The 20,627-nt window shown below is 43.0% G+C and carries 19 protein-coding genes; 2 read left to right on the forward strand and 17 right to left on the reverse strand.

Annotated elements, in window-relative coordinates:
- Positions 1-42: 42 nt before the first annotated feature.
- Together AC20OE_RS17050 and AC20OE_RS17055 are read right to left on the reverse strand one after the other, a co-directional pair.
- On the reverse strand, positions 43-990 hold the full coding sequence (locus AC20OE_RS17050; RefSeq protein WP_039176305.1) for an L-lactate dehydrogenase: 948 nt from the start codon (positions 988-990) through the stop codon (positions 43-45).
- Positions 991-1,207: 217 nt separating this feature from the next.
- A complete protein-coding gene (locus tag AC20OE_RS17055; protein ID WP_059374369.1) occupies positions 1,208-2,638 on the reverse strand; it encodes a YfcC family protein in 1,431 nt (476 codons plus the stop codon).
- Between the two features lie 153 nt (positions 2,639-2,791).
- On the opposite strand from AC20OE_RS17055, the gene AC20OE_RS17060 reads away from it, so the two are divergent.
- Complete coding sequence (locus AC20OE_RS17060) at positions 2,792-3,919, forward strand: M20 peptidase aminoacylase family protein (RefSeq protein WP_059374368.1); 1,128 nt, start codon at positions 2,792-2,794, stop codon at positions 3,917-3,919.
- 48 nt (positions 3,920-3,967) lie between these two features.
- On the opposite strand, the gene AC20OE_RS17065 is transcribed toward AC20OE_RS17060, so the two are convergent.
- The 15 genes from AC20OE_RS17065 to AC20OE_RS17135 form a co-directional block, all read right to left on the reverse strand.
- Positions 3,968-4,690, reverse strand: a complete 723-nt coding sequence (locus tag AC20OE_RS17065) for an SDR family NAD(P)-dependent oxidoreductase (RefSeq protein WP_059374366.1) — start codon at positions 4,688-4,690, stop codon at positions 3,968-3,970.
- A gap of 110 nt (positions 4,691-4,800) precedes the next feature.
- Positions 4,801-5,556: an alpha/beta fold hydrolase gene (locus AC20OE_RS17070; protein WP_231730792.1), complete on the reverse strand. Its 756-nt coding sequence runs from the start codon at positions 5,554-5,556 to the stop codon at positions 4,801-4,803.
- Between the two features lie 106 nt (positions 5,557-5,662).
- Positions 5,663-6,544: a glycine betaine ABC transporter substrate-binding protein gene (locus tag AC20OE_RS17075; RefSeq protein ID WP_039176296.1), complete on the reverse strand. Its 882-nt coding sequence runs from the start codon at positions 6,542-6,544 to the stop codon at positions 5,663-5,665.
- The gene (gene opuAB / locus AC20OE_RS17080; protein ID WP_039182966.1) at positions 6,544-7,389 is read right to left on the reverse strand and encodes a glycine/proline betaine ABC transporter permease subunit OpuAB; all 846 of its coding nucleotides are present in this window, start codon (positions 7,387-7,389) and stop codon (positions 6,544-6,546) included. The genes AC20OE_RS17075 and opuAB overlap by 1 nt, the downstream gene beginning before the upstream one ends.
- 10 nt (positions 7,390-7,399) lie before the next feature.
- On the reverse strand, positions 7,400-8,665 hold the full coding sequence (gene opuAA / locus AC20OE_RS17085) for a glycine/proline betaine ABC transporter ATP-binding protein OpuAA (RefSeq protein WP_039176292.1): 1,266 nt from the start codon (positions 8,663-8,665) through the stop codon (positions 7,400-7,402).
- A 400-nt stretch (positions 8,666-9,065) separates the two neighbouring features.
- Positions 9,066-10,160, reverse strand: coding sequence for a toxic anion resistance protein (locus tag AC20OE_RS17090; RefSeq protein WP_034283225.1), 1,095 nt, complete (start codon positions 10,158-10,160; stop codon positions 9,066-9,068).
- Between the two features lie 14 nt (positions 10,161-10,174).
- The gene (locus tag AC20OE_RS17095) at positions 10,175-11,791 is read right to left on the reverse strand and encodes a YceG family protein (RefSeq protein ID WP_372556181.1); all 1,617 of its coding nucleotides are present in this window, start codon (positions 11,789-11,791) and stop codon (positions 10,175-10,177) included.
- Between the two features lie 70 nt (positions 11,792-11,861).
- The gene (locus AC20OE_RS17100; protein ID WP_099662865.1) at positions 11,862-12,677 is read right to left on the reverse strand and encodes an HAD family hydrolase; all 816 of its coding nucleotides are present in this window, start codon (positions 12,675-12,677) and stop codon (positions 11,862-11,864) included.
- Entirely contained in the window at positions 12,674-13,783 is a 1,110-nt protein-coding gene (locus AC20OE_RS17105; RefSeq protein WP_099662864.1) for a cysteine protease StiP family protein, read from the reverse strand. Before AC20OE_RS17105 ends, AC20OE_RS17100 begins: the two co-directional genes overlap by 4 nt.
- On the reverse strand, positions 13,776-15,107 hold the full coding sequence (locus tag AC20OE_RS17110; RefSeq protein ID WP_487269068.1) for a phosphoribosyltransferase family protein: 1,332 nt from the start codon (positions 15,105-15,107) through the stop codon (positions 13,776-13,778). The genes AC20OE_RS17105 and AC20OE_RS17110 overlap by 8 nt, the downstream gene beginning before the upstream one ends.
- Positions 15,097-16,284, reverse strand: coding sequence for an HpcH/HpaI aldolase/citrate lyase family protein (locus AC20OE_RS17115; protein WP_487269043.1), 1,188 nt, complete (start codon positions 16,282-16,284; stop codon positions 15,097-15,099). The genes AC20OE_RS17110 and AC20OE_RS17115 overlap by 11 nt, the downstream gene beginning before the upstream one ends.
- Positions 16,285-16,383: 99 nt before the next feature.
- On the reverse strand, positions 16,384-17,163 hold the full coding sequence (locus AC20OE_RS17120; RefSeq protein WP_039176272.1) for a TerC family protein: 780 nt from the start codon (positions 17,161-17,163) through the stop codon (positions 16,384-16,386).
- A gap of 140 nt (positions 17,164-17,303) precedes the next feature.
- A complete protein-coding gene (locus tag AC20OE_RS17125; RefSeq protein ID WP_034664245.1) occupies positions 17,304-17,882 on the reverse strand; it encodes a TerD family protein in 579 nt (192 codons plus the stop codon).
- Positions 17,883-17,921: 39 nt separating this feature from the next.
- Positions 17,922-18,503, reverse strand: coding sequence for a TerD family protein (locus AC20OE_RS17130; RefSeq protein ID WP_039176267.1), 582 nt, complete (start codon positions 18,501-18,503; stop codon positions 17,922-17,924).
- A 20-nt stretch (positions 18,504-18,523) separates the two neighbouring features.
- Entirely contained in the window at positions 18,524-19,126 is a 603-nt protein-coding gene (locus tag AC20OE_RS17135) for a TerD family protein (protein ID WP_039176264.1), read from the reverse strand.
- A 413-nt stretch (positions 19,127-19,539) separates the two neighbouring features.
- Here AC20OE_RS17135 and AC20OE_RS17140 point away from each other — a divergent pair, with 413 nt between their 5' ends.
- A complete protein-coding gene (locus AC20OE_RS17140; RefSeq protein ID WP_369879077.1) occupies positions 19,540-20,532 on the forward strand; it encodes an LLM class flavin-dependent oxidoreductase in 993 nt (330 codons plus the stop codon).
- Positions 20,533-20,627: the final 95 nt, after the last annotated feature.

The raw sequence follows: 20,627 nt of genomic DNA on the forward strand, positions 1-20,627 counted from the left end.
GTGATTCATCCTTTTCTGCTCAGATAGGTTGCTTTTGATTGATTAAAAATGAGGAGCCAAAATCTCTTTTAACACATTCACACTGTGTGCAAATTTTTCTTTCTCCGTGTCGTTTAGTGCAAGCTCCATTACTTCTGTTGCGCCATTTCGATTCACAAGGGCTGGTACACCAATGTAGACATCTTCTGCTCCGTACTCACCATCCAAGTAAGTGCTGACCGTTAAAATGCTGTTTTCATTGTGCAGGATCGCTCTTGTAATGCGGGCTAAACTCATTGCTACGCCGTAGTAAGTAGCGCCTTTTTTCTCAATGATTTGGTAAGCGGCATGACGGACATTTTCCATGATTTCATCTAAGTCTTCTTGTTTGTATTGATCATTTCTCTTCATTAATTCTGTAATTGGTACACTTCCGATATTCGCATGACTCCAAACAGCAAGCTCAGTATCCCCATGTTCGCCAATGATGTACGCATGCACATTGTGTGCCGCTGCTTCAAAATACTCACTGAGCATGTATCTAAATCTTGCCGTATCAAGCGTCGTACCACTGCCAATCACTCGTTCTTTTGGAAGTCCACTGAATTTCCAAGTCGCATATGTCAAAATATCAACTGGGTTCGTAGCAACTAAGAAAATACCATCGAATCCGCTTTTCATCACATTGTCTACAATGCCTTTAAATATATTTAAATTTTTCTCAACAAGGTCAAGTCTCGTTTCACCTGGCTTTTGGTTTGCACCAGCACAGATACATACAATGTCTGCATCCTTACAATCCTCATAATCTCCATACCAAGTATTCACAGGATGCGGGGCAAATGCTTTCCCGTGGTTTAAATCCATGACGTCACCCATTGCTTTGTCTTGATTCAAATCGATAACAACCAATTCATCTGTGATCGCTTGATTTATTAATGTAAAGGCATAACTGCTGCCGACGAAACCTGCTCCAATAAGGGCTACTTTGTTTACTTTTTCGTTTGTCATTTATCTCATCCTCCTGAGTAAAACTCGGCTGTTTTTATTATGTGAAGTATTTCACATTCTTATTGTGCAATACTTCACAAACTTTTGCAAGGGGGTTGCTCAAAAAAAATATGTAGCGAATTTGTGAACACATTTATTGTGCTTTCAAAGCGCTGGTTCCATACATATTTCCACAAGAAAAAAGCTGCCAAACGCTCTTCGGCAGCTTCATACATGTTTAATAAGGGCCCCAGTTGATCATGACCCCAATACAAATAAATACAAGACCAATGACAAACCAAATGAGGGCAAGCGGCACCATAAAACGCAGCCACTTTACATAAGGAATACCACTTGCAGCAAGCACAGCCATCAGCACACCAGAAGTCGGATTGATACAGTTGACCACCCCTTCACCAAGCATTACTGCTTCTACAGCTACCTGTCTTGTGATGCCCATTAAATCAGCGAGCGGCGCAAGAATCGGGATAAAGACAACGGCTTCTCCTGATCCTGATGAAATCAAAAAGTGAAGAAGCGCACTCGCAATATACATCCCGATCGCACCAGCAATTGGACTAAATCCTGTCAGCATACTCGCCAAGCCGTTGACCACTGTATCAAGCAGCTTCCCATTTTCTAAAATGACCGAAATACAGCGTGCCATCCCAACAATAAGTGCGCCGTATACAAGGCTTTGACAGCCGACAATAAACGTTTTCGCAATATCATTGGCCGCTAATCCTCCAAGCAGTCCAGCTGCAATTGCCATAAAAATGAACACACCGGCCATTTCCTTATCGGTCCAGCCAAGCTGAAGTGCGCCATATAAGAACCCTCCAAGAGACAATCCGCATACTGCTAAAATCAGCTTATGTCTACCAGTGAATGCAGGCTTGTCCACAGATTCCGCATCGGCTCCGCCAAGCCCCTTAGCAGGAAACCATTGATCGCCAAGAATGCTTCCCTTGTCTTTATTCTTCAGACGTCTTGTATATAAATAGATGTACACGATACTAGAAATAAGAAAACAAAGATAAATGATGACACGCAGCCCAATGCCAGAAAAGATCGGCAGCTCTGCGATCGTTTGTGATAAACCTAATGGAGATGGAGATAAAATCGTTGCATTAAACCCTGCGTAACAGCCGATGTATATGACAGCCGCTCCTGCTACAGCATCCCATTTCAAGGATCGTGCCACAATGATGCCGATTGGAATAAACCCAATAACAGAGTTCACGACAATTCCGGTCGTTCCAAGGACTGAAAATAATCCCCCAACAATACAAATAAACAATAATTGCTTCGTTTGAAACCGGCTGATGACATGGTGAATCATCCCGTTAATAGCACCTGTCTTCTCCAAAATGGCAATGGTTCCGCCCGTAAATAGAATCAGAAAAATAATAGATGCGGACCCAACCATTCCTTCTTGTATCGCAGTGAAAAAGCCAACTGGACTCACTGGTGATTGATCAATGCGGTGATAGCTGCCAGGAACGGCCGTTGTGATCTCCCCAGATGTCTTTCGGTCAAACTCACCCGCTGGTACAAAATACGTTGCTATCGTACAAATCAGTGCAATCATAAATAAGAGAACATACGCATCCGGCATTTGAAGTTTTCGTTTCTGTTTCTCTGGTGCTGATACTGTCGCAGTTTTCATGTGCCAAAACCCCTTTGTCCCGATCGGAATTTCACTTAATTTTCAGAATAATCAAATGATGTGTTATATTATAAACACTGTTGATATTTAAGATCAATATTATTTCACTAAAATAATGTTTTGGCAGATTATCTGTCAGCAAGGAGGCTCTTCATGACAACTTTGACAAACGAAATGAAACAAACCGTGACAGACATCTTTGAACACTTGCATGCCCACCCAGAAATCAGCTGGGAAGAAACAGAAACGACTGCTTATATTGAAGATATATTGAAAAAATTAGGCTGCAAAACTCAAACATTTGACGACTGTACAGGGGTGATCGGTGAAATTGGAGAAGGCGCACCAGTGGTCGCTGTGAGAGCCGATATTGATGCACTTTGGCAGGAAGTAGATGGAGAGTTTCAAGCCAATCATTCATGTGGCCACGATGCACACATGACAATGGCTCTTGGCACCTTTATGGCATTAAAGGAAAAAGAACGCCCGAACGGCACAATTCGTTTCATCTTTCAGCCTGCCGAGGAAAGAGGCGGCGGTGCGCTGAAAATGATTGAAAAAGGTGTGCTGGCAGATGTCGATTACTTATATGGCGTACATGTGCGCCCAATTCAAGAAACATTAAACGGACGCTGCGCTCCTGCTATTTTGCACGGATCAAGTAATCATTATGTCGGCACAATTACTGGAGAGGAAGCGCACGGTGCACGTCCACACCTTGGCATCAACGTAATCGAAGTGGCTTCAACCCTCGTGCAGAGACTCGCGCATATCCATGTCGATCCACGAGTCGCCCATTCTGTGAAAATGACCAATTTACATGCTGGCGGGGGCAGCTCAAACATCATCCCAGGCAAAGCTTCATTTACATTAGATGTAAGGGCGCAAACAAACGAAGTAATGGATGAGCTAGAAAAAGAAATTGAAAGAGCAGTTCATTCTGTAGCGGATGCCTTTGGTGCTTCCATTACACTTTCAACAGACCATCGTCTGCCTGCCGCAACCTTAAATGAGGAAGCTGTCCAGATCATGTCTCATGCGATTGAACAGGTTTTAGGACAAGAGCAGCTTGATCCCCCAATCGTCACAACAGGTGGAGAAGACTTTCACTTTTATGCAGCAAAGCTTCCGCATATCAAATCTACAATGCTCGGTTTAGGCTGTGATTTAAAGCCAGGTCTTCATCATCCGTACATGACCTTCGACCGCTCTGCAATCTTTACCGGCATTGAGATTTTGACCGAAGCTGTCTATCAAACACTCCAGCAGCATTCATCATAAAATGAAAAAGCCACCCGCCTTCTCTTTAGGGCGGGTGGTCGCAATATTTTACGCATTCAAATCTGTCATGGCTGGAACGTTGATTTCTTTCACACAAGATACTCTTGATAAATGAATCACACATCTAGCTAGCTCCACAATATCCTGGACAGGGATTCTCGTTTCGTCATATAGAGTAATCGCCTTTTCGGCTCCCTCTTCATACGGAACCTCTGCCGCCAGCTCTCCTGGATTGATACAGGTAACAGATATTTTATCTTTTCTCACATGCTCTCTCAGCGCATTCACAATTCCGCGCAGGCCAAATTTAGATGCAACAAACGAGACTTGCGGCAGGTTTGTATGATCGAGTCCAGCCGTTGAGCCAATCACAATGATTTTCCCATTCTCCGATTTCCTTACGTGCGGAAGCAGTGCCTGGATGTACGTAATGGTTGAGGTGACATTCACATTAATTAAGTGCGCAATATCCTCTGGCTGATCGTGATCAAAGGAATAATCGTCTTCAAAGCCTCGTTTTTCCCATAAACCGACGTTATAGATCAGTACATCAATCGTCTTGTTCTCCAGTGCTTCGAGCATATAAGGGATATGCGTTTGGCTTGATAAGTCGATTTTCAGCCAAATTCTATGTACACCGTCATCTATGCTCAAACTACTTGGTTCACTTCTTGACACAATCCAAACTGTATCTCCACTTGAAGGAAGACCCTTTACAAAAGCATCTCCTAATCCTTGACTTGCACCGAATATGATATAGTTTTTACTCATAGCTCCTCCTTCTATGGCACACAAACTGAAAGCGTTTTATACCTATATCATACAGATTCTAAGAGACCACCGCCTCTTTTATGCTTATCTTCACTTATTGATGGGCGCGGCTACTGGATTTCCTTTAATTCCACTGGTAATGCACGTGCCTCTATAAAGCTTTTGATCATTTCTGTGAAAAGTTCTTTTCTCTCAAAAGTAAATGTATGTCCAATACCGGGAACGATGACGCCTGTTGCCTTCGGATGTGAATTTGTTATTTTTTTTGCTGAGCGTGTCATAATGCCTTTTTCTTTTTCTCCCACTGTGACAAGAATGCGTGCCTTTGCTTGCTGAAACGTGTCTGGGAGCCTGTAATGGAGGTTTTCTTGAAACATCGTAAGAAGGGTTTTCTTCTGCAAATGTTTCGATTCCGCCGCATAATGAGGCAGTACATGTTGCGGGAGCCCCATCTTTTCAGCTTGGAGCTGGATAAACCAATCTTTCTTTAATAATGGATACGTCAGTGGCAAGAGCGGTCTCACCATGAAATGGAGCCATGGCAAAGGCATCACAAGGGCGCTATTGATGACAGCGATGTCTACGATATCTGGCTCTCTTGATAACACATCAACGGCAATCTGCGCACCTAAAGAAAATCCAATCAGAATCACTTGACGGCCATTCGCGTTTTCCTTGATCCATGAGATGACTTCTTGAGCGCTTTCATTCATTGAAAATATCTGTTCTTTTGCTCTTGTCCCGTGTCCAATGAGATCAGGGGCAAAGCATTCATACGTGTCCTTAAATATTTCAACCTGCTCCTGCCACATCCAGCTGCTTACTCCTCCACCATGCAGAAAAATCATGATTGACCTATCCATCATCGACGACAACTCCATCCTTCTATATAAGAAAAAAGCAGCCGCTTTTTGAGCAGACTGCTTTTTCCACATGCTCCCTTCTATTATAAGGGAACCACTACATCATTGACTATTTTTTCAAATCTTCAATGGAGTTTACGTTCTTCATATATTTCGGAACAACTAGCCCCATTCGAAGGCCTTTCATACTTGTACCAAGGTCATCATATTTCCCTTTAAACTTCGCTGCATACGTTTTATGCGTATTTGGCAGCCAAGCGGATAATGAAGCATCCGCACTTCCGGTTGCAATTGCTGTCCACATTGGACCTGCTTCAACCTGAGTCAAAGTCACATTAAACCCGAGTTCACGCAATACTTCTGCTGCAACATTGGTACTTGCAATCTCACTATCCCAGGCAACGTAGGCAAGATTGACTTTTCCACCATTCGACTTTTTCACGCCTTTTGTCCATTTCGCTACTTGGTCTTTATGTTTTTTCACATATTTTATGGCAGCATCCTTTGGTTTCACACCATCTTGAATATCAATCATGACTTCGCCCATGTCATCTTGAGACCATTTAAACTGACTAAGCATTTTGGCTGCTTCCGGCTGATCCTTTGCAAAGCCTTTACGTGAAATCGTATGAATTTCTTCCGCTTCACCGTAAGATTTTTTTGGATCATCTAAATATTTTAAATCATAGCGGGAAAACATCCAGTGTGGATTCCAGCCAGTGATGATGATTGGCTTTTTACGGTCGTAAGATTTTTTGAGTGTTGCTGTCATAGCTGCACTTGATGCAGACACAACCGTCCAATCCTCTAAGCCGTAATCCTTTTTCGCTTGATCTGTCAGTGCCATAATCCCTGAACCTGGATCGATTCCGATAATAGTTTTATTCACCTGCTGTGCTGCACTCGCATTTGAATCTGTCTGCGCGCCGCAAGCAGCTAGTAAAAAGACAAGCAGGGCGGTCATCCCAATGTAGAGAGACTTTTTCCACATTAAGCATTCCCCCTGGTTTTTTTCGTTTTAATGTTTTGTGTAATACGGTCAAGTGTAATCGCCACAATAACAATGGCAATACCTGCTTCAAAACCAATACCTGTTTTCAGCTGGGTTACCGCACTATATACTTCTGAACCAAGTCCTGGTGCACCTACCATTGCTGCAATCACGACCATTGATAGAGCCAGCATGATACTTTGGTTAATACCAGCTAAGATGGTTTTTGTTGCAAGTGGAAGCTGAACTTTGAATAAACGCTGGAATGTCGTTGAACCAAATGCTTCGGTTGCTTCAATTAAATCAGCCGGTACTTGTTTAATACCGAGAATGGTCATACGGATCGTTGGCGGCATAGAGAAGATAACCGATGCCACAACCCCAGGAACAACCCCAATATTAAAGAAGAAGATAGCTGGTAATAGATAAACGAATGCAGGCATTGTCTGCATTAAATCTAAAATAGGTGTCACAATTTTACGCACAGTTTCCTTCTGTGATGCCCAAATACCGATCGGAACCCCGATCACAATAGAAATGACCACAGCGGTCAAAACGAGCGCAAGTGTTTGAAGCATTGGATGCCAGTAGCCTAAATAGTCGATCAGTAAAAATCCAATAAGTGTGAAAAGAGCAACTCCTCTTGTACTGATCCACCAAGCAATACCGGCAAAAATAAGGGTTAAAATAATGGATGGAATGACGCCAAGTGCAGCCACAATCCCATTTACTGTTCCTGCTAATCCATTTGTGATGCCATCAAAGAAACCACCAAACGTTAATGTTAACCAGTCAACAAATTGATCGATATATTCCGCAAACGGAATTCTAGGTAAATCACTCATACTAAACATCTTATTCTACCTCCTGTGCAGAAGGCTCTTGTGCTTTAATTTCCTCTAGCTTGTTAGAAGACATGTTGATATACTCATCATTTCCTGATAATGCACCAATCAATGCACCTCGGACCACAATGCCCTTCATTCTGTTTTTCTCATCGACAACGGCAATCGGAATGTTCGCATCAGACACCGCATCAAAGATCTCTGTCAAATACGTAGATTCCAACACTGTCGTAAATTCTTTATCGAGAACCGTTTCAAGCGACGCTCCCGTTTCTGCTGCTTTCTTCGCTGCTTGGGCAGAAATGACACCTAATAAATGCTTTTTCTTATCTACCGCATAGATAGACGAAATCCCTAGGTTTTTCATGAGCGTAAGCGCAACACGTGCCCCTTTGTCAATCTGAACTGTTTCTGCACGTTTCATAATATGACCAGCGGTTAATACTTTAGAAAGGTCAACATCTTCAACGAAGCGTTCAACATATTCATTCGATGGGTTCATTAGAATTTCTTCTGGTGTTCCGATTTGAACGATATTTCCGTCCTTCATGAGCACAATGCGGTCGCCAATACGAAGCGCCTCATCTAAATCATGGGTAATGAAAATGATCGTTTTTCCTACAGATGTATGAAGCTCAAGCAATTCATCCTGCATATCTTTACGAATTAATGGGTCTAGTGCGCTGAATGCTTCATCCATTAATAAAATGTCAGGGTCATTTGCTAACGCACGTGCCAATCCAACACGCTGCTGCATCCCACCACTTAATTGATTTGGGTATTGCTCTTCAAAGCCTTCAAGTCCAACAAGCTTTAAAGATTCAAGCGCTTTTGGTCTGCGCTCTTCTTTATCTACACCTTGCAATTCAAGACCATACTCTGTGTTCTCAAGAATTGTACGGTGCGGGAACAATGCGAAGTTTTGGAAAACCATGCTGATCTTTTTCCGTCTGACTTCACGCAATTGATCCTTTGACATATTTGTTATCATATCCCCATCAATATAAATTTCACCGGAGGTTGGTTCGATTAACCTGTTTAGCATCCGCACAAGTGTGGACTTTCCGCTCCCTGATAGCCCCATGATGACAAATATCTCGCCGTCATAAACATCAAAATTTGCTCGATTGACACCAACTGTTGCGCCGGTCTCTTTTAGGATCTCTCTTTTTGTTTTCCCGTTTTCAAGCATTTGAGATGCTTTTTTAGCATTTTTACCGAAAATTTTAGATACATTATTTATCTTGATTTTGATATTTCTCTCTTCAGAATTCATATTTTCCCTCCAAATTAGCATCTTTATAACCGTAACATAAGCGTTATGATGCGAACAATCTTTAGAATTCGCTTATTTCCCCACAATATGTATGAATTCCATATAGAGGTCTGGTCATTAGAGTTTATACGCCGTATTACTCGTAAATCCTATAGAATGCTTCATAAACTACATATTTTACGGGGTATTTCCTCTCACCAGACAATATTTTACTGGAAATTCCTAATTGTGCTAAAAAATAAGTCGAATCCTCGTCATAGCAGTTTTTTTGAATCATGGGCGAACCATTCCCCTGAACATGATTTACCCGAAAATGGTCACATAAAAACCTTTTTTCTCAAATTTTATTTAAATTCACAAAAAAACTGCCTGCAACTTTAGTTACAGACAGCTCGTTTTTTTAGGACTCTAGGGCAGCCCGCTTAATATTATCTTGAAGCTCAAGCATACGTTTTGTTCCATCTTCACGTAATCGCTTGTTCTCTTCTTCGATCTGTTTCGTCTCTTTCATCCCTTGTACAATTGTATTAAAGGAAGATTCGATCGTTTCAATGTCGATGCTTGGACGGCCGGATAATTTGGCAATCTCCACACTTTGACTTGAAATGTTTTCAGCATTTCGTTTCAGCATTTCATTTGTTCTTCTATCCAGCTCACTCATGGAATCAGCGACAAGCTTTTGTCTCTTCGCTGTCACAGCTTGAATGATCCCATTTTTGAAGATTGGAATGGTGATAATGAAGGCAGAGTTGATTTTACCGATTAATTTTGTATTCCCACGCTGAAGCAAACGGATTTGCGGTGCCGTTTGAAGCGCGACCATTCTTGCCATATCAAGGTCATATACACGCTCTTCAAGCGCTTGAATCCCATTACGAAGCGTATCAAGTTCCATTTGTGCCAGCTGGTTTCCACTAGCTGCTTTTTCTTCATATGAAGGAACCAATTGCTTTAATTCTTCAATTTTCATTTGACCGGCTACGACATACTTTTCAAGCTCCATGTAGTATTGAATGTTATGCTCATACATTTCTTCAAGCGTCACAGTCGATTTGGTCATTTCATCTTTATATTTACTGATTTCTACATTAATTTTTTCAATCTCAGCACCGAGCGTTTGATATTTACTAAAAATCTTTTCAATCATGCTGCCGCCGCGTTTAAAGATTTTTGACAACAAACCACCCTTCGGCTCGTCAAAATCATTTTTATCAAAGCGATCCATAATCTTACCAAGCTGCGTCAGCATTGTTCCTGAGTCAGTGACGCTTGTTGAACGCATCATTGAAAGGATACGATCAGAGAACTTAGAGATTTCAACGGCTGGCTGTTTTCCGTATTCAAGAAGCTCAAGCTGATTTTTTGCATCGATCTGTCTCGCAATATTTTGCACTTCTGGTTCGTTTCGAAGCTGAACGCGAATATCGTCTGCCTTCTCAATCGTGATTTCCTCTTTATCAATTGAAATGATGTCATTTCCGTTTGTATTTGTCATAAGCTTTGATCTCCTTATCGGTTTTTAATGGATTGAAATAACTTTCTAACGATGGACGGCTCTTTAAACTCCTGGTTCATGACCATCTCATCAAGCCAATGGGTATCAAATAATTGGTCATCGATATACCGTTCGATACACTGATATCCCGCCGGATGATATACGAAGAGATCCACACCCATTTCATTTAGGAAAATCAGGGCGGCCGCATCAGAACGAGTCAGCTCCCCATTATATTCCGTATGGTATAAAATCACTTTCGGTACGATTTGTGCATAATCAAAGGTTTGAATCAGTTCAATGAGATCCTGGCTCAAATGCAGAATCTGCTTGAATAAATAAATGCGGACATCTAATTCGGTTTCATTGCCTTCTTTTAATAGCTTCGGATGCTGACAGATTCGAGATATCGCCTCTGCTATCGCACGCTGCGCGCCCTCATATAGATGAGAAAACTGCCACACATTGCTTTTCATTAATAATTCAGGATCAATCTCTCCAGTAGCAGAAAGTGCATGCTGATAATGAAATTGATAATTCGAAGTCACTTCTTTTGTAAAAGGAAAATGGCGAATGGTCTTCGTCTCTTTCCCCTCCATTAACGTGTAAATGCGATCCCAGTATTCACGCTTGTCTCGTGTGACACCCATCATTTTCGCAAAAAGATTCGGAATCTGTATCGTGTCCCGGTCTGCTTTGAAATTCGGGCGGATAAAGGATCGTTCCTTTGCAATTAAAAACAGCTCATCATACGTTGTCTTCAGCGTAATAGAATGAGGAGTATGATCTCTGAATTGCCACGGCTTATACAGCATTGAATCTTCCGTGTGAAGCACCTCTTCAAGCTCTCTTGTCGAGCGGTACGCCACCGTTGATTTCCTCTCAGGCTTTTCAGTAGGGAACGGCTCAAGCTTTGAAGTCCCCGGGTACTGATCAATAAAAGTCAGCTTTTCTTCTGGATCTAATTCGCGAAACGAATCCACGCCTTCTGGATGAAATAGCACAACATCACAGCCAATCAGCATGACATAGTAAAGAAAATAAAGCTGACTTTTATTCGCCTCTCCATACCAAATGACAGCCGGCATTTTTTCTTCTATATTGACTTCCTTCAGCCATGGACCTAGATGGTTATTTGAAAACTTCACGACATCCAGCAAGACCCGGCGGAAATCAGGATGCTGAAATCCACCCTCATGCAGCTGCTTGAAATGCTCAAACACCTTGATCAATGAAAGACGGATATGCCGGTTCATCACAGGGTTTGGATGGCGTACAATCAGCTGTTCACCATCTAAAAAAGCCACAAAGCGATTCACGGACAATCCCTTTTCTTCTTGGTTAATCAAATGAATACGCTGCAACGCTTGAAAATGCTCTGGCTCAATATGACGATTGAGCGTTTCACTTAAAATATGCATGCCTTCTGTTTCGTATAATTCATGTAAATAAATAAAATAATCGGTTGCATCATGCGGAGTTCCAAGGACCCGGGCGGCGAGACGCGGCAAGGACAACGTATGCTCGTCCTTTACATAACCGTCTCTTTCAGGGAGCGGCTTTTTCAGCACGTTTTTCCAGGCTTCCTGCTCCGCCCGTGTTTGGGTGACATTGATTTCTTTATAACTCACGCCGCTCCTTCCTTTCTCCTATATTTTCTAGAAAGCTACTACTATCATATCATTCAGCCTTCTACTTCTGCTATCGAATCGAAGGCTTTTTTGCCTTCGCCATCTGCTCGATGACAGAAGCGGTGATTTCATCCGCTGCGGCCATGCCAGATGCTGCTGTCGGCTCAAGTTCTGGGTCAAAGTCGAGAACTTCTCCATGCCTTGGGGCAAAGCCCTTATCTGATTGACGAATGAGCCCCACATCTAACAGGGAATCACCCGCACCATAGACGTATTCAAGCTGCAGCCTATCCTTTATAAAAGCAACAGCATCCCACTTATTAAGCGGCTGTGGAATAAAATAAAGCTTCCGTCCCTGAAGAGAAACCTGCCAGCCTCTCTCCTCACCCCACAGCTTCAATTCAGCAAGCGGTATGTGAGATAGATACTCATCTTTCATAATCAAATAAAGAAATCTTCCCTCTGCTGTACGGGTACGCTTCACCCAAGCCGCAACCGGAAGTTCGGAGATCGCCCTCAGCATCTCTCTGACTGGCATACACTCCCTAAGTCTCTCATCAACAATGGCCTGCCAATCCTCAAGCGGCTTGCCATGGTGAAGAATACAGCCCCCGTTTGTTGTGACAGCATACTCCGGTTGAAGCTCTTGTTGAAAGAAGGTGATCCGTTCATACTGTGCAGTCGTTCTTGTCGTCACTGGAATGAACCAGCCTGATTGATGAATCGTCTGCAAGGATCTTTTCGTTTCAACAGACATATAGGAAAGCGGCCGTTCGTCCAGCACCTCAACTAAATCATACTCTCCTTCATACGCATACTGGTCAAGCACTCGATGTGAGTAAATCAGCGTTCGGTCTAAATCACTGGCAAATGCATATGTCTTCATGACGTTTGCTCCAGCGGGCGAATTAACCCGCAGCACGTGTAGGACATATTGGCATATTCAATGACAGGAACGCCTCTGTCCTCAGCCAAAAGCAAAATATGCTTCAGCTTTTCCTGAGATCCAGGCTGAATCAAGATTTTCCACGGGATTCTTCTAAGCAGCACGCGGGTCGTCTCACCAACACCCGGCTTAATCAAATGTGTATTTTTAATTTGAAACTCCTGACCGATTGCTTCAATGGATGCCATTCCGCGCCAATCTGCCGGCGTCCCTTGCGTAAGTATGGTTTCTGCTTTCTCTTGTACATTTGGGCCGAGGCTGGAAAATGCTTCTTCAATCGTATCCACATACAGATTGGACACATCCTCATCAAGCAGCTCTTTATAATACTTTGCCCCATGGAAATCATCGGCATTGATCCAGCGGTTGTTTAGTACCGTACGACTGACAAGCCCTGATACCGTCGAATTCAGGCAGGCACTTGGAATGAGAAAGTCCTCTCTCGTTCCATATACATGTGTACAATAGCCAGGGTCAGCCAGCACAGCCAGCTCACTCGAAAGACGCACGCCATACTTTTTTTCAAAATCAATCACAGCTTTTTCGAGCTCTTTCGAAATCGCACCTTTTCCAGTCCATCCATCGATAAAAGCAATTTCAAAGCCTGGATGTTCTTTCAGCATATAATGCAGTGCATTCTCGTCTATTCCGCGGTCGCGAATAATAGAGATGCTGTAATGAGGCAGATCGATACCATATGTCTTTCGAATATATCGTTTGATTAGCACCCCGATCGGTGTTCCTGCACGCGCCAAGCTGCAAAGCACGGTTTTGAAGCCTCGCTTCTTCACAATCTGTTCTGCTACAACAGCTACTGCTTCGGCTACCTTTTCCTTACTTTCTTCAAGAGATTGATAGAATAAAGTCATATAAGATTCAGTTGGTTTATATTCAATTGGCAGCATTTCTGAATAATGCGCACCACTCTGAATGGAACGCTCCCGCTCTTCTGTACTTTTCTCCATCTCAATAGAGGATAAATCTTTGAGTAAGAAGGTTACATCCTGCTCTGGATAGCTTCCCATCTTTGTATACACGTTAGCCATTCACCTTCACCTCGTCTGATAAAGTCACAATATGCACATGCTTCACATGCCGCTCGGCAAATAAATGAATAAGCGGAAGCAATGCCTCCTGAGAGACCTTTTTCTCAAAAAAGAGAAATACATCATCATATTCACCTTTTGGAATGTTGTACACGTAGTGCTGAATTCGGGCATCTTCTGGATTCATAAAGGTAAACCCATTTTGGACAGCGTATCCATCCTTTTCGACTGGGTGAATAGGACTTCTCGTTGTTGAATGAAAGCGAACGCCTTCACCCATATGTGCAGACAGTCTCATCGGTACATACATCAGCTCACCTGTCCCTAAGCAGAGTGTTTGTTTTCCTTTGCGTTCCTGCCGCAGCTTCAATCCCGCTTCAGCAGCTGCTTGGTCGAGTGCTTCCGTATCTGCTGCGTTTAAACCAAAACGGCCCGTTTCATGTATATATGGCGAATGACCAGCCGAATTTGCTGCATGAGAAAGTGAATACGGCACTTGCTTAAAGAAAGATTGAAGAGAATGAAAAGAGAGACTTGGCCGCTTCTCTTGCTCCGCAATCTCATACGAATAAGCTGGCTCATCGAGCGTTTTGCCTCGAAAGACCATCTGCCCTTTTAATAAAGACAATGATGTGATGTGAATTCCGAGCTCCTCTTCAAGCTGGCACATGGCTTTCTCATGCTCCTCCGTCCGCCAGTCCAAGATGGAAAGAATGGTATAAGAATGCCGCGGGTACTTTGCATGAAGGTCACGAATGATATTGATATTTGTACGGCCTGTCGTGACTTCATCATCTACTAACACGATGGGGCGGTCTGTGCGAAGTAATGCTTCATCTGCATAACAAAGCTGGTCTGTTGCATGCGAATGTTCTTCTTCAAATACCAATGACGGGTCAAGACCCAGCAGCTGTTCACGTGTCGTATGAATGTAAGATGCGCCTTCTAGCACATCATACACACCATGTCCAAGGGCTGTTGCCGTTTCCGCAAAGCCGATGACGACAGGCTCATTGCCAGCTGCTAGCTTTTCTTTTTTGAGTGTTTCATAGGCTGCCGTTAACACCGCGTGATCATCCGTCTTGAGTGCCTCTACAAGAAAATCTTGGTACGGAGGCGTCTGTCCCGTTTGCTCTTTGGCATATGCCATCGCTAAAAGACCCGAGACAAGGAGCGGTTTCACTGGATGAACAGGAATATGCTTTCCAAGCACCTTACTAACGAATAAAAAGGCTCTTTTTTTGTTCACCCTTGCTGCCATCTCAAAAAGATGCTCTTTCTCCAGCTGGAGCGCCCCTTCTTTGAGGTCAAGCTCAACCTCCATATGTTCCAAGATGTTCAGCGTATGCCGCTTCTGATTCTGTGAGTATGTCGATATAGCTTCTATTTTCATGAAACACCCCGTAAATGTCTGACTTAATTAATATGTGCTCTGCCCACCTGTAATGCGGCTTCGTTTCATTCATCTTATTAGAATAGGCACTCTTCATTACGCCAACTGTGCCGTCAGCATGTTCTAAAATACTTAATGCATCCATGTACTCTTCCTTTGTCACAACATACATGCTTTGCACTGGCTTGAGATGTGTTGGATGGATCACTGTCTTCCCATGTATGCCATTGGCTACATCGAGTCTTGTCTCCTTGAGTAAGCCTTGTACGTCATCGAATTCAGATAAGAACAGCTCACCGCCCTTAGAAAGCGCACGGATGAATGGTTTTTGTTCCTTTCGTGCAGGGCCGAAATGCTCCCATACTGCACCTGATACAACAAAGGAACGGCCAAAATAATTGATCATATCTGTGATCAAATCAGCAATCAATCTGATTTCATAGATGGTGGTGTCACGGTCACGGCGAATGCCATATAAGCCGCAAAGATCCGTTGCCCCAATACGAATATTCAAAATATATTCTTCATCATTCAGCATGATCTGCTTTAACTCAGACAGCACCGTATATCTTGTTTCTTTTTCTAATAAATCGGGTGTTTCCAAAATGGGCATACCGTACAGCTTTGTCTTCGTTTGTGCTGAAACCTGTTTCAAGCTGTCCAAATAATCCTTCGCATTATGAATAGAACACTTCGGAAATACAAAACCCGTCAATAAATGAAGAGATGAACCTAGCAAATCTGCCATTTCAAGCAGCTGCTTCGGTGAACGAACCCGAATAAATAAAAGCGGCAATTGTTCAGCCGTTTCAGGCGTATGCGTCAATTTGTCCGACAGTTTGGCGAGTTGTACCACTAGATTCTGCTCAGCCATTTCCACTTCTTGATCACCGATGGCATCCTCTAAACAAAATACAACAGAGCAAAGCGCTTCATATTTCTGCGACAGCAGCATGTCTGCTATATCCTGTCTTGTTGCAGGCATATACAAAGTAGCACCTAATGCATGCGCAAGTATGTGCCTTGGCGTCATCAAATGCATCGCCACCGGCCTTTTGAAAAAAATATCGTGCTGCTTCGCCTCTGATAAAAACTGAAAATACCGCATGCTGTGCCACCTCCTGTTGTTGAGAGAAAATCGAACAAATGACTTGATGATTCAAAAAAGGATGGAGCCGCTAATCAACTCCATTCCTTTTTGATCGTCCTATTCTTCTTTTGAAGCCGCAGCTTCGTTTGTTACACCTTGATGTTTCTTCTTATTGATTTTATGAACAATAAACGTTCCGATAAATGCTAGGATAATAATTGCAAAGAATACAAGATGCGGGATTTCAATGTGAGCAGCACTCAAGCCCATTTTGATCGCAATGATCCCGATAAGAATAAACGCTGTATTCTCGAGCTCTGGGATACGGTCAATAAGAACAAGGAACAACTGTGCCACTGTACGCATCATGAGAATTCCAAGCATTCCGCCTAATAGAAGAATCCATACTTCCTCAGATACAGCGAATGCTGCAAGAATACTATCAACCGAGAAGGCAAGGTCCATAATTTCTACAGAGATAACGGTTGCCCAGAATATACCAAATACCCGAATCAACCAGCCTTCTTTTTTCAATTCCTTCGCTTCATCATCGCCATCACCTAACCAGAAGTGCTTAATGACAAGCCATGCTAGGTAAGCAGCTCCAAGAACCTTAATCCACCAGAATTTAATAAGCAGCATCCCTACGCCAATGAATAGAAAACGGAAGAAATAAGCGCCAATTAATCCGTAGGTTAATGCCTTTTTACGCTGCTTTTCCGGTAAATGTTTCACCATCACGGCTAATACAAGTGCGTTATCTGCTGATAACAATCCTTCAAGCACGACAAGCGTCCCAATAAGCCCCCAAGAGACAGGGTCTGTTAACACCTCTGCCCACATATGCCAATCAAAAAACGAGGCATATGTATCCAACATATGTTTCAAAATGTCCAACTGGTTTTCCTCCTATAAGTGTAGAAGCATCAGCAGGCTTTCGCCTGCTGCTATTCTTGATCGCTGTTTCTTTCTCACTTTGGAAAAGGCCCTCATATGAGTTTTTGACAGCACCTCTTGAATTGATTTGTTTCTCTTAGTTACACTTCTAACCCATAATTTTGACAAAGAGCTGCAAGTCCGCCAGAGAATCCGCTTCCGATCGCGTTAAACTTCCAATCACTTCCGTGTCGGTACAATTCACATACCACAACAGCTGTTTCAATTGAGAAGTCTTCGCCTAAATCGAAGCGAATCAATTCTTCCCCGCCCTCTTCATTTACAACACGAACAAATGCATTAGAGACTTGTCCAAAATTTTGGCTGCGCGTCTCTGCATCATGGATCGTAACTGTAATTCCGATACGATCAATGTTAGCAGGAATTTTCGAGAAATCAACGAGAATTTGCTCGTCATCTCCATCTCCTTCACCCGTCCGGTTATCACCTGTATGAGTGACACTGCCGCTCGGATGCTGAAGGTTATTATAGAACACAAAATCTGTATCTTGCTGACAACGATTGTTTGCATCTACCAAGAAAGCCGATGCGTCCAAATCAAATTCGGCTCCGCCAGAATATTTATTCGTATCCCAGCCCAGACCGATCATCACTTTCGTCAGCCCTGGGTTGGTTTTAGTTAAATCGACACGTTGTCCTTTTGAAAGCTGAATCGCCATATTCGTATCTCTCCTGTCTTTGAAAATAGGAAGCTATCGTTATCCGATATCTAAGCCGAAGTCCGTTGCAATGCGTGCAAGACCGCCTTGATAGCCTGATCCGACAGCCGAGAATTTCCATTCCCCGCCATGACGGTATAATTCACCTACAATAATGGCTGTCTCAATTGAGAAATCCTCTGCCAAATCGTAGCGAATGAGTTCTTCATTCGAAGCCGCATTTAAAATACGTACATATGCGTTAGACACTTGTCCGAAGTTTTGACTGCGCGCTTCTGCATCATGAATGGTAATGACAAATGAAATCTTCTCAATACTTGCTGGTACAGCTGCAAGGTCAACATTGACCTGCTCGTCATCTCCGTCCCCTTCACCAGTGCGGTTATCGCCTGTATGTACGACACTGCCGCCTCCGCCAGTTGTTTGGTTGTAAAAGACAAAGTCAGATGGAGAGCTTGCTTTACCTGCTGCATCTAAAAGGAATACACTTGCGTCTAGATCAAAGTCATGTCCGCCGTCATACTTATTGACGTCCCAGCCAAGACCAACGACTACTTTTGTTAAACCCGGATTCGTTTTTGTTAAATCAATTTTTTGACCTTTCGCTAAAGAAATTCCCACTAGGAACCTCTCCCTTCTGTTTAAATGTAGTTTCTCGTAATATCGGCAAGCTTCGCATCATTTGTACCATTTCCAAGAGCCGCAAACTTCCACTCATTCTCTTGACGGTAAAGTTCTCCGACGATTAACGATGTTTTTCCTGCATAGTCATCTTTTAAATTATATTTCACTAATTCTTGATTGTTTGAACGATCAACGATGCGAATGTAAGCATTTTGAATCATACCAAAGTGTTGGTTTCTTCTAAGGGCATCATAAATGTTCACGACAAACACCAATTTATTCACATTACCCGGCACCTTGCTCAAGTTGACGAGGACTTGTTCATCATCTCCGTCTCCTTCACCAGTCAGGTTGTCACCTGTATGCTCAACACTGCCGCATTTGCTTTTTAGGTTGCCAAAATAAATCAAATCTTTATTTTCCGTAAACTTATCATTTTTCAGCATGAGCACTGAAGCATCACAATCAACATCAGCGCCGCCTCCGCCGCCAAACAGCTTTCCTAAAAACCCGCCGCCTTGTGATACAGGGTCCCAGCCAAGTCCAACAAGAATATTCGTTAGCCCTGCTTTCCCTTTTGTTAAATCAATACGTTGACCTTTTTCTAATGTAATCGCCAAATCAATCACTCCTCCAGCATAATAAAAATCTATTTATTAAGCGATGGACCCTATTAAAATCATCATACATGAAAATTCGACAAAATTCATGAAATGACATTGGAGCCTCTTACTCTTTTTTCTATTTACTAGTATATACGATCTATGTTCAAGATAGGTTTCAAACACTTTATATTTTTTTAAAGAAAGATGCACATTGAAAATAGTTCATGTCGTAAATGAAGTGTTTCATGTGAAACATTGTCGAAAGTTCCCGGTGAGCAGCTCTTGCTGATAAGGAGCGTAAGATGTGGTTTCATATGTTGATATAGAAAAGATAAAAGCATGTGTTCAAAGGATAAACCCTTTCGTTTCCTTCCACCCATTGATTTCTTTATACTTATATTCAGCATGTTGTTGAAAGGATGTTGATGATGCCATCACTTCATATATTAGATCAAGTCGCCATTCCTAAAGGTCAGTCTGCTCAGGAGACATTGATTCATACAACGCAGCTGGCTCAACTGGCTGAAACGCTTGGGTATGAGCGCTATTGGTTCGCTGAACACCACAGCACAAGGGGGCTCGCTAGTACGGCGCCTGAAATATTAATGGCTCATATTGCGGCTCATACATCGACCTTGCGTACCGGATCTGGCGGCATTTTACTTCCTCAGTACAGTCCTTTTAAAGTAGCAGAGGTCACGCGGCAGCTTGAAGCCCTTTATCCTGGACGGATTGAGATCGGAGTCGGCAAATCCCCCGGTGGGATCGAAAGGACGAGACTCGCTTTGACGGACGGCGTGCATAAAGATTTGTCTCAGTTTGACCGCCAGCTGAAGGATCTTCTTTTTTACTTATCAGACAGCCTGCCTTCTGGTCATCCGCATGCAGGTGTGAAAGCTGCTCCGCTTGTTGATGCTCATCCGCCGGTTTGGCTGCTTGGACTAGGAGAAAATAGTGCCATGCAGGCGGCGAAGCTTGGAATCAACTATATTTTTGGCCACTTTATTCATCCTGCACGCGGCAAACAAGCATTTGAGACGTATCGATCACACTTTTCTCCATCTGTCTTTTCTAGGCAGCCACAATCTATGTTTGCCGTCTTTGTCATCTGCGGTGAAACAGATGAAGAAGCAGACCGGATCGCCAGCAGTACAGATTTATGGCTGCTGCGTGTTGAAAAAGGACTGGACAGCCGCGTTCCTTCTATAGAAGAAGCAAGTGCCTATCACTACACCACACAGGAAAAGAAAAAAGTGCTGCAAAACCGCCAGCGGATGATTGTCGGCTCGAAGAAAACGGTGAAAGAGCAATTACAGACCTTGATGGACCGCTATCAAACGGATGACATCATGATTCTGAACAATTCCTTTGATCCGATTGAAAAACAACGCTCCTACAAGCGAATAGCAGAATTATTTTGAAGCCAGCTTTTCAGGCTTCTTTTTTTACATTGTCATAAAAAATGGGAAATGTAACATCAAGATGTCAAAATCCTTCCGTCTGTCATCTAATCGCA

The organism is Bacillus sp. SRI_025 (assembly GCF_057592095.1).

Coding starts and splice junctions, on each gene's coding strand:
- AC20OE_RS17050 (WP_039176305.1), bottom strand. CDS start 990: ATGACAAACGAAAAAGTAAACAAAGTAGCCCTTATTGGAGCAGGTTTC.
- AC20OE_RS17055 (WP_059374369.1), bottom strand. CDS start 2,638: ATGAAAACTGCGACAGTATCAGCACCAGAGAAACAGAAACGAAAACTT.
- AC20OE_RS17060 (WP_059374368.1), top strand. CDS start 2,792: ATGACAACTTTGACAAACGAAATGAAACAAACCGTGACAGACATCTTT.
- AC20OE_RS17065 (WP_059374366.1), bottom strand. CDS start 4,690: ATGAGTAAAAACTATATCATATTCGGTGCAAGTCAAGGATTAGGAGAT.
- AC20OE_RS17070 (WP_231730792.1), bottom strand. CDS start 5,556: ATGATGGATAGGTCAATCATGATTTTTCTGCATGGTGGAGGAGTAAGC.
- AC20OE_RS17075 (WP_039176296.1), bottom strand. CDS start 6,544: ATGTGGAAAAAGTCTCTCTACATTGGGATGACCGCCCTGCTTGTCTTT.
- opuAB (WP_039182966.1), bottom strand. CDS start 7,389: ATGAGTGATTTACCTAGAATTCCGTTTGCGGAATATATCGATCAATTT.
- opuAA (WP_039176292.1), bottom strand. CDS start 8,665: ATGAATTCTGAAGAGAGAAATATCAAAATCAAGATAAATAATGTATCT.
- AC20OE_RS17090 (WP_034283225.1), bottom strand. CDS start 10,160: ATGACAAATACAAACGGAAATGACATCATTTCAATTGATAAAGAGGAA.
- AC20OE_RS17100 (WP_099662865.1), bottom strand. CDS start 12,677: ATGAAGACATATGCATTTGCCAGTGATTTAGACCGAACGCTGATTTAC.
- AC20OE_RS17105 (WP_099662864.1), bottom strand. CDS start 13,783: ATGGCTAACGTGTATACAAAGATGGGAAGCTATCCAGAGCAGGATGTA.
- AC20OE_RS17110 (WP_487269068.1), bottom strand. CDS start 15,107: ATGGAGGTTGAGCTTGACCTCAAAGAAGGGGCGCTCCAGCTGGAGAAA.
- AC20OE_RS17115 (WP_487269043.1), bottom strand. CDS start 16,284: ATGCGGTATTTTCAGTTTTTATCAGAGGCGAAGCAGCACGATATTTTT.
- AC20OE_RS17125 (WP_034664245.1), bottom strand. CDS start 17,882: ATGGCGATTCAGCTTTCAAAAGGACAACGTGTCGATTTAACTAAAACC.
- AC20OE_RS17140 (WP_369879077.1), top strand. CDS start 19,540: ATGCCATCACTTCATATATTAGATCAAGTCGCCATTCCTAAAGGTCAG.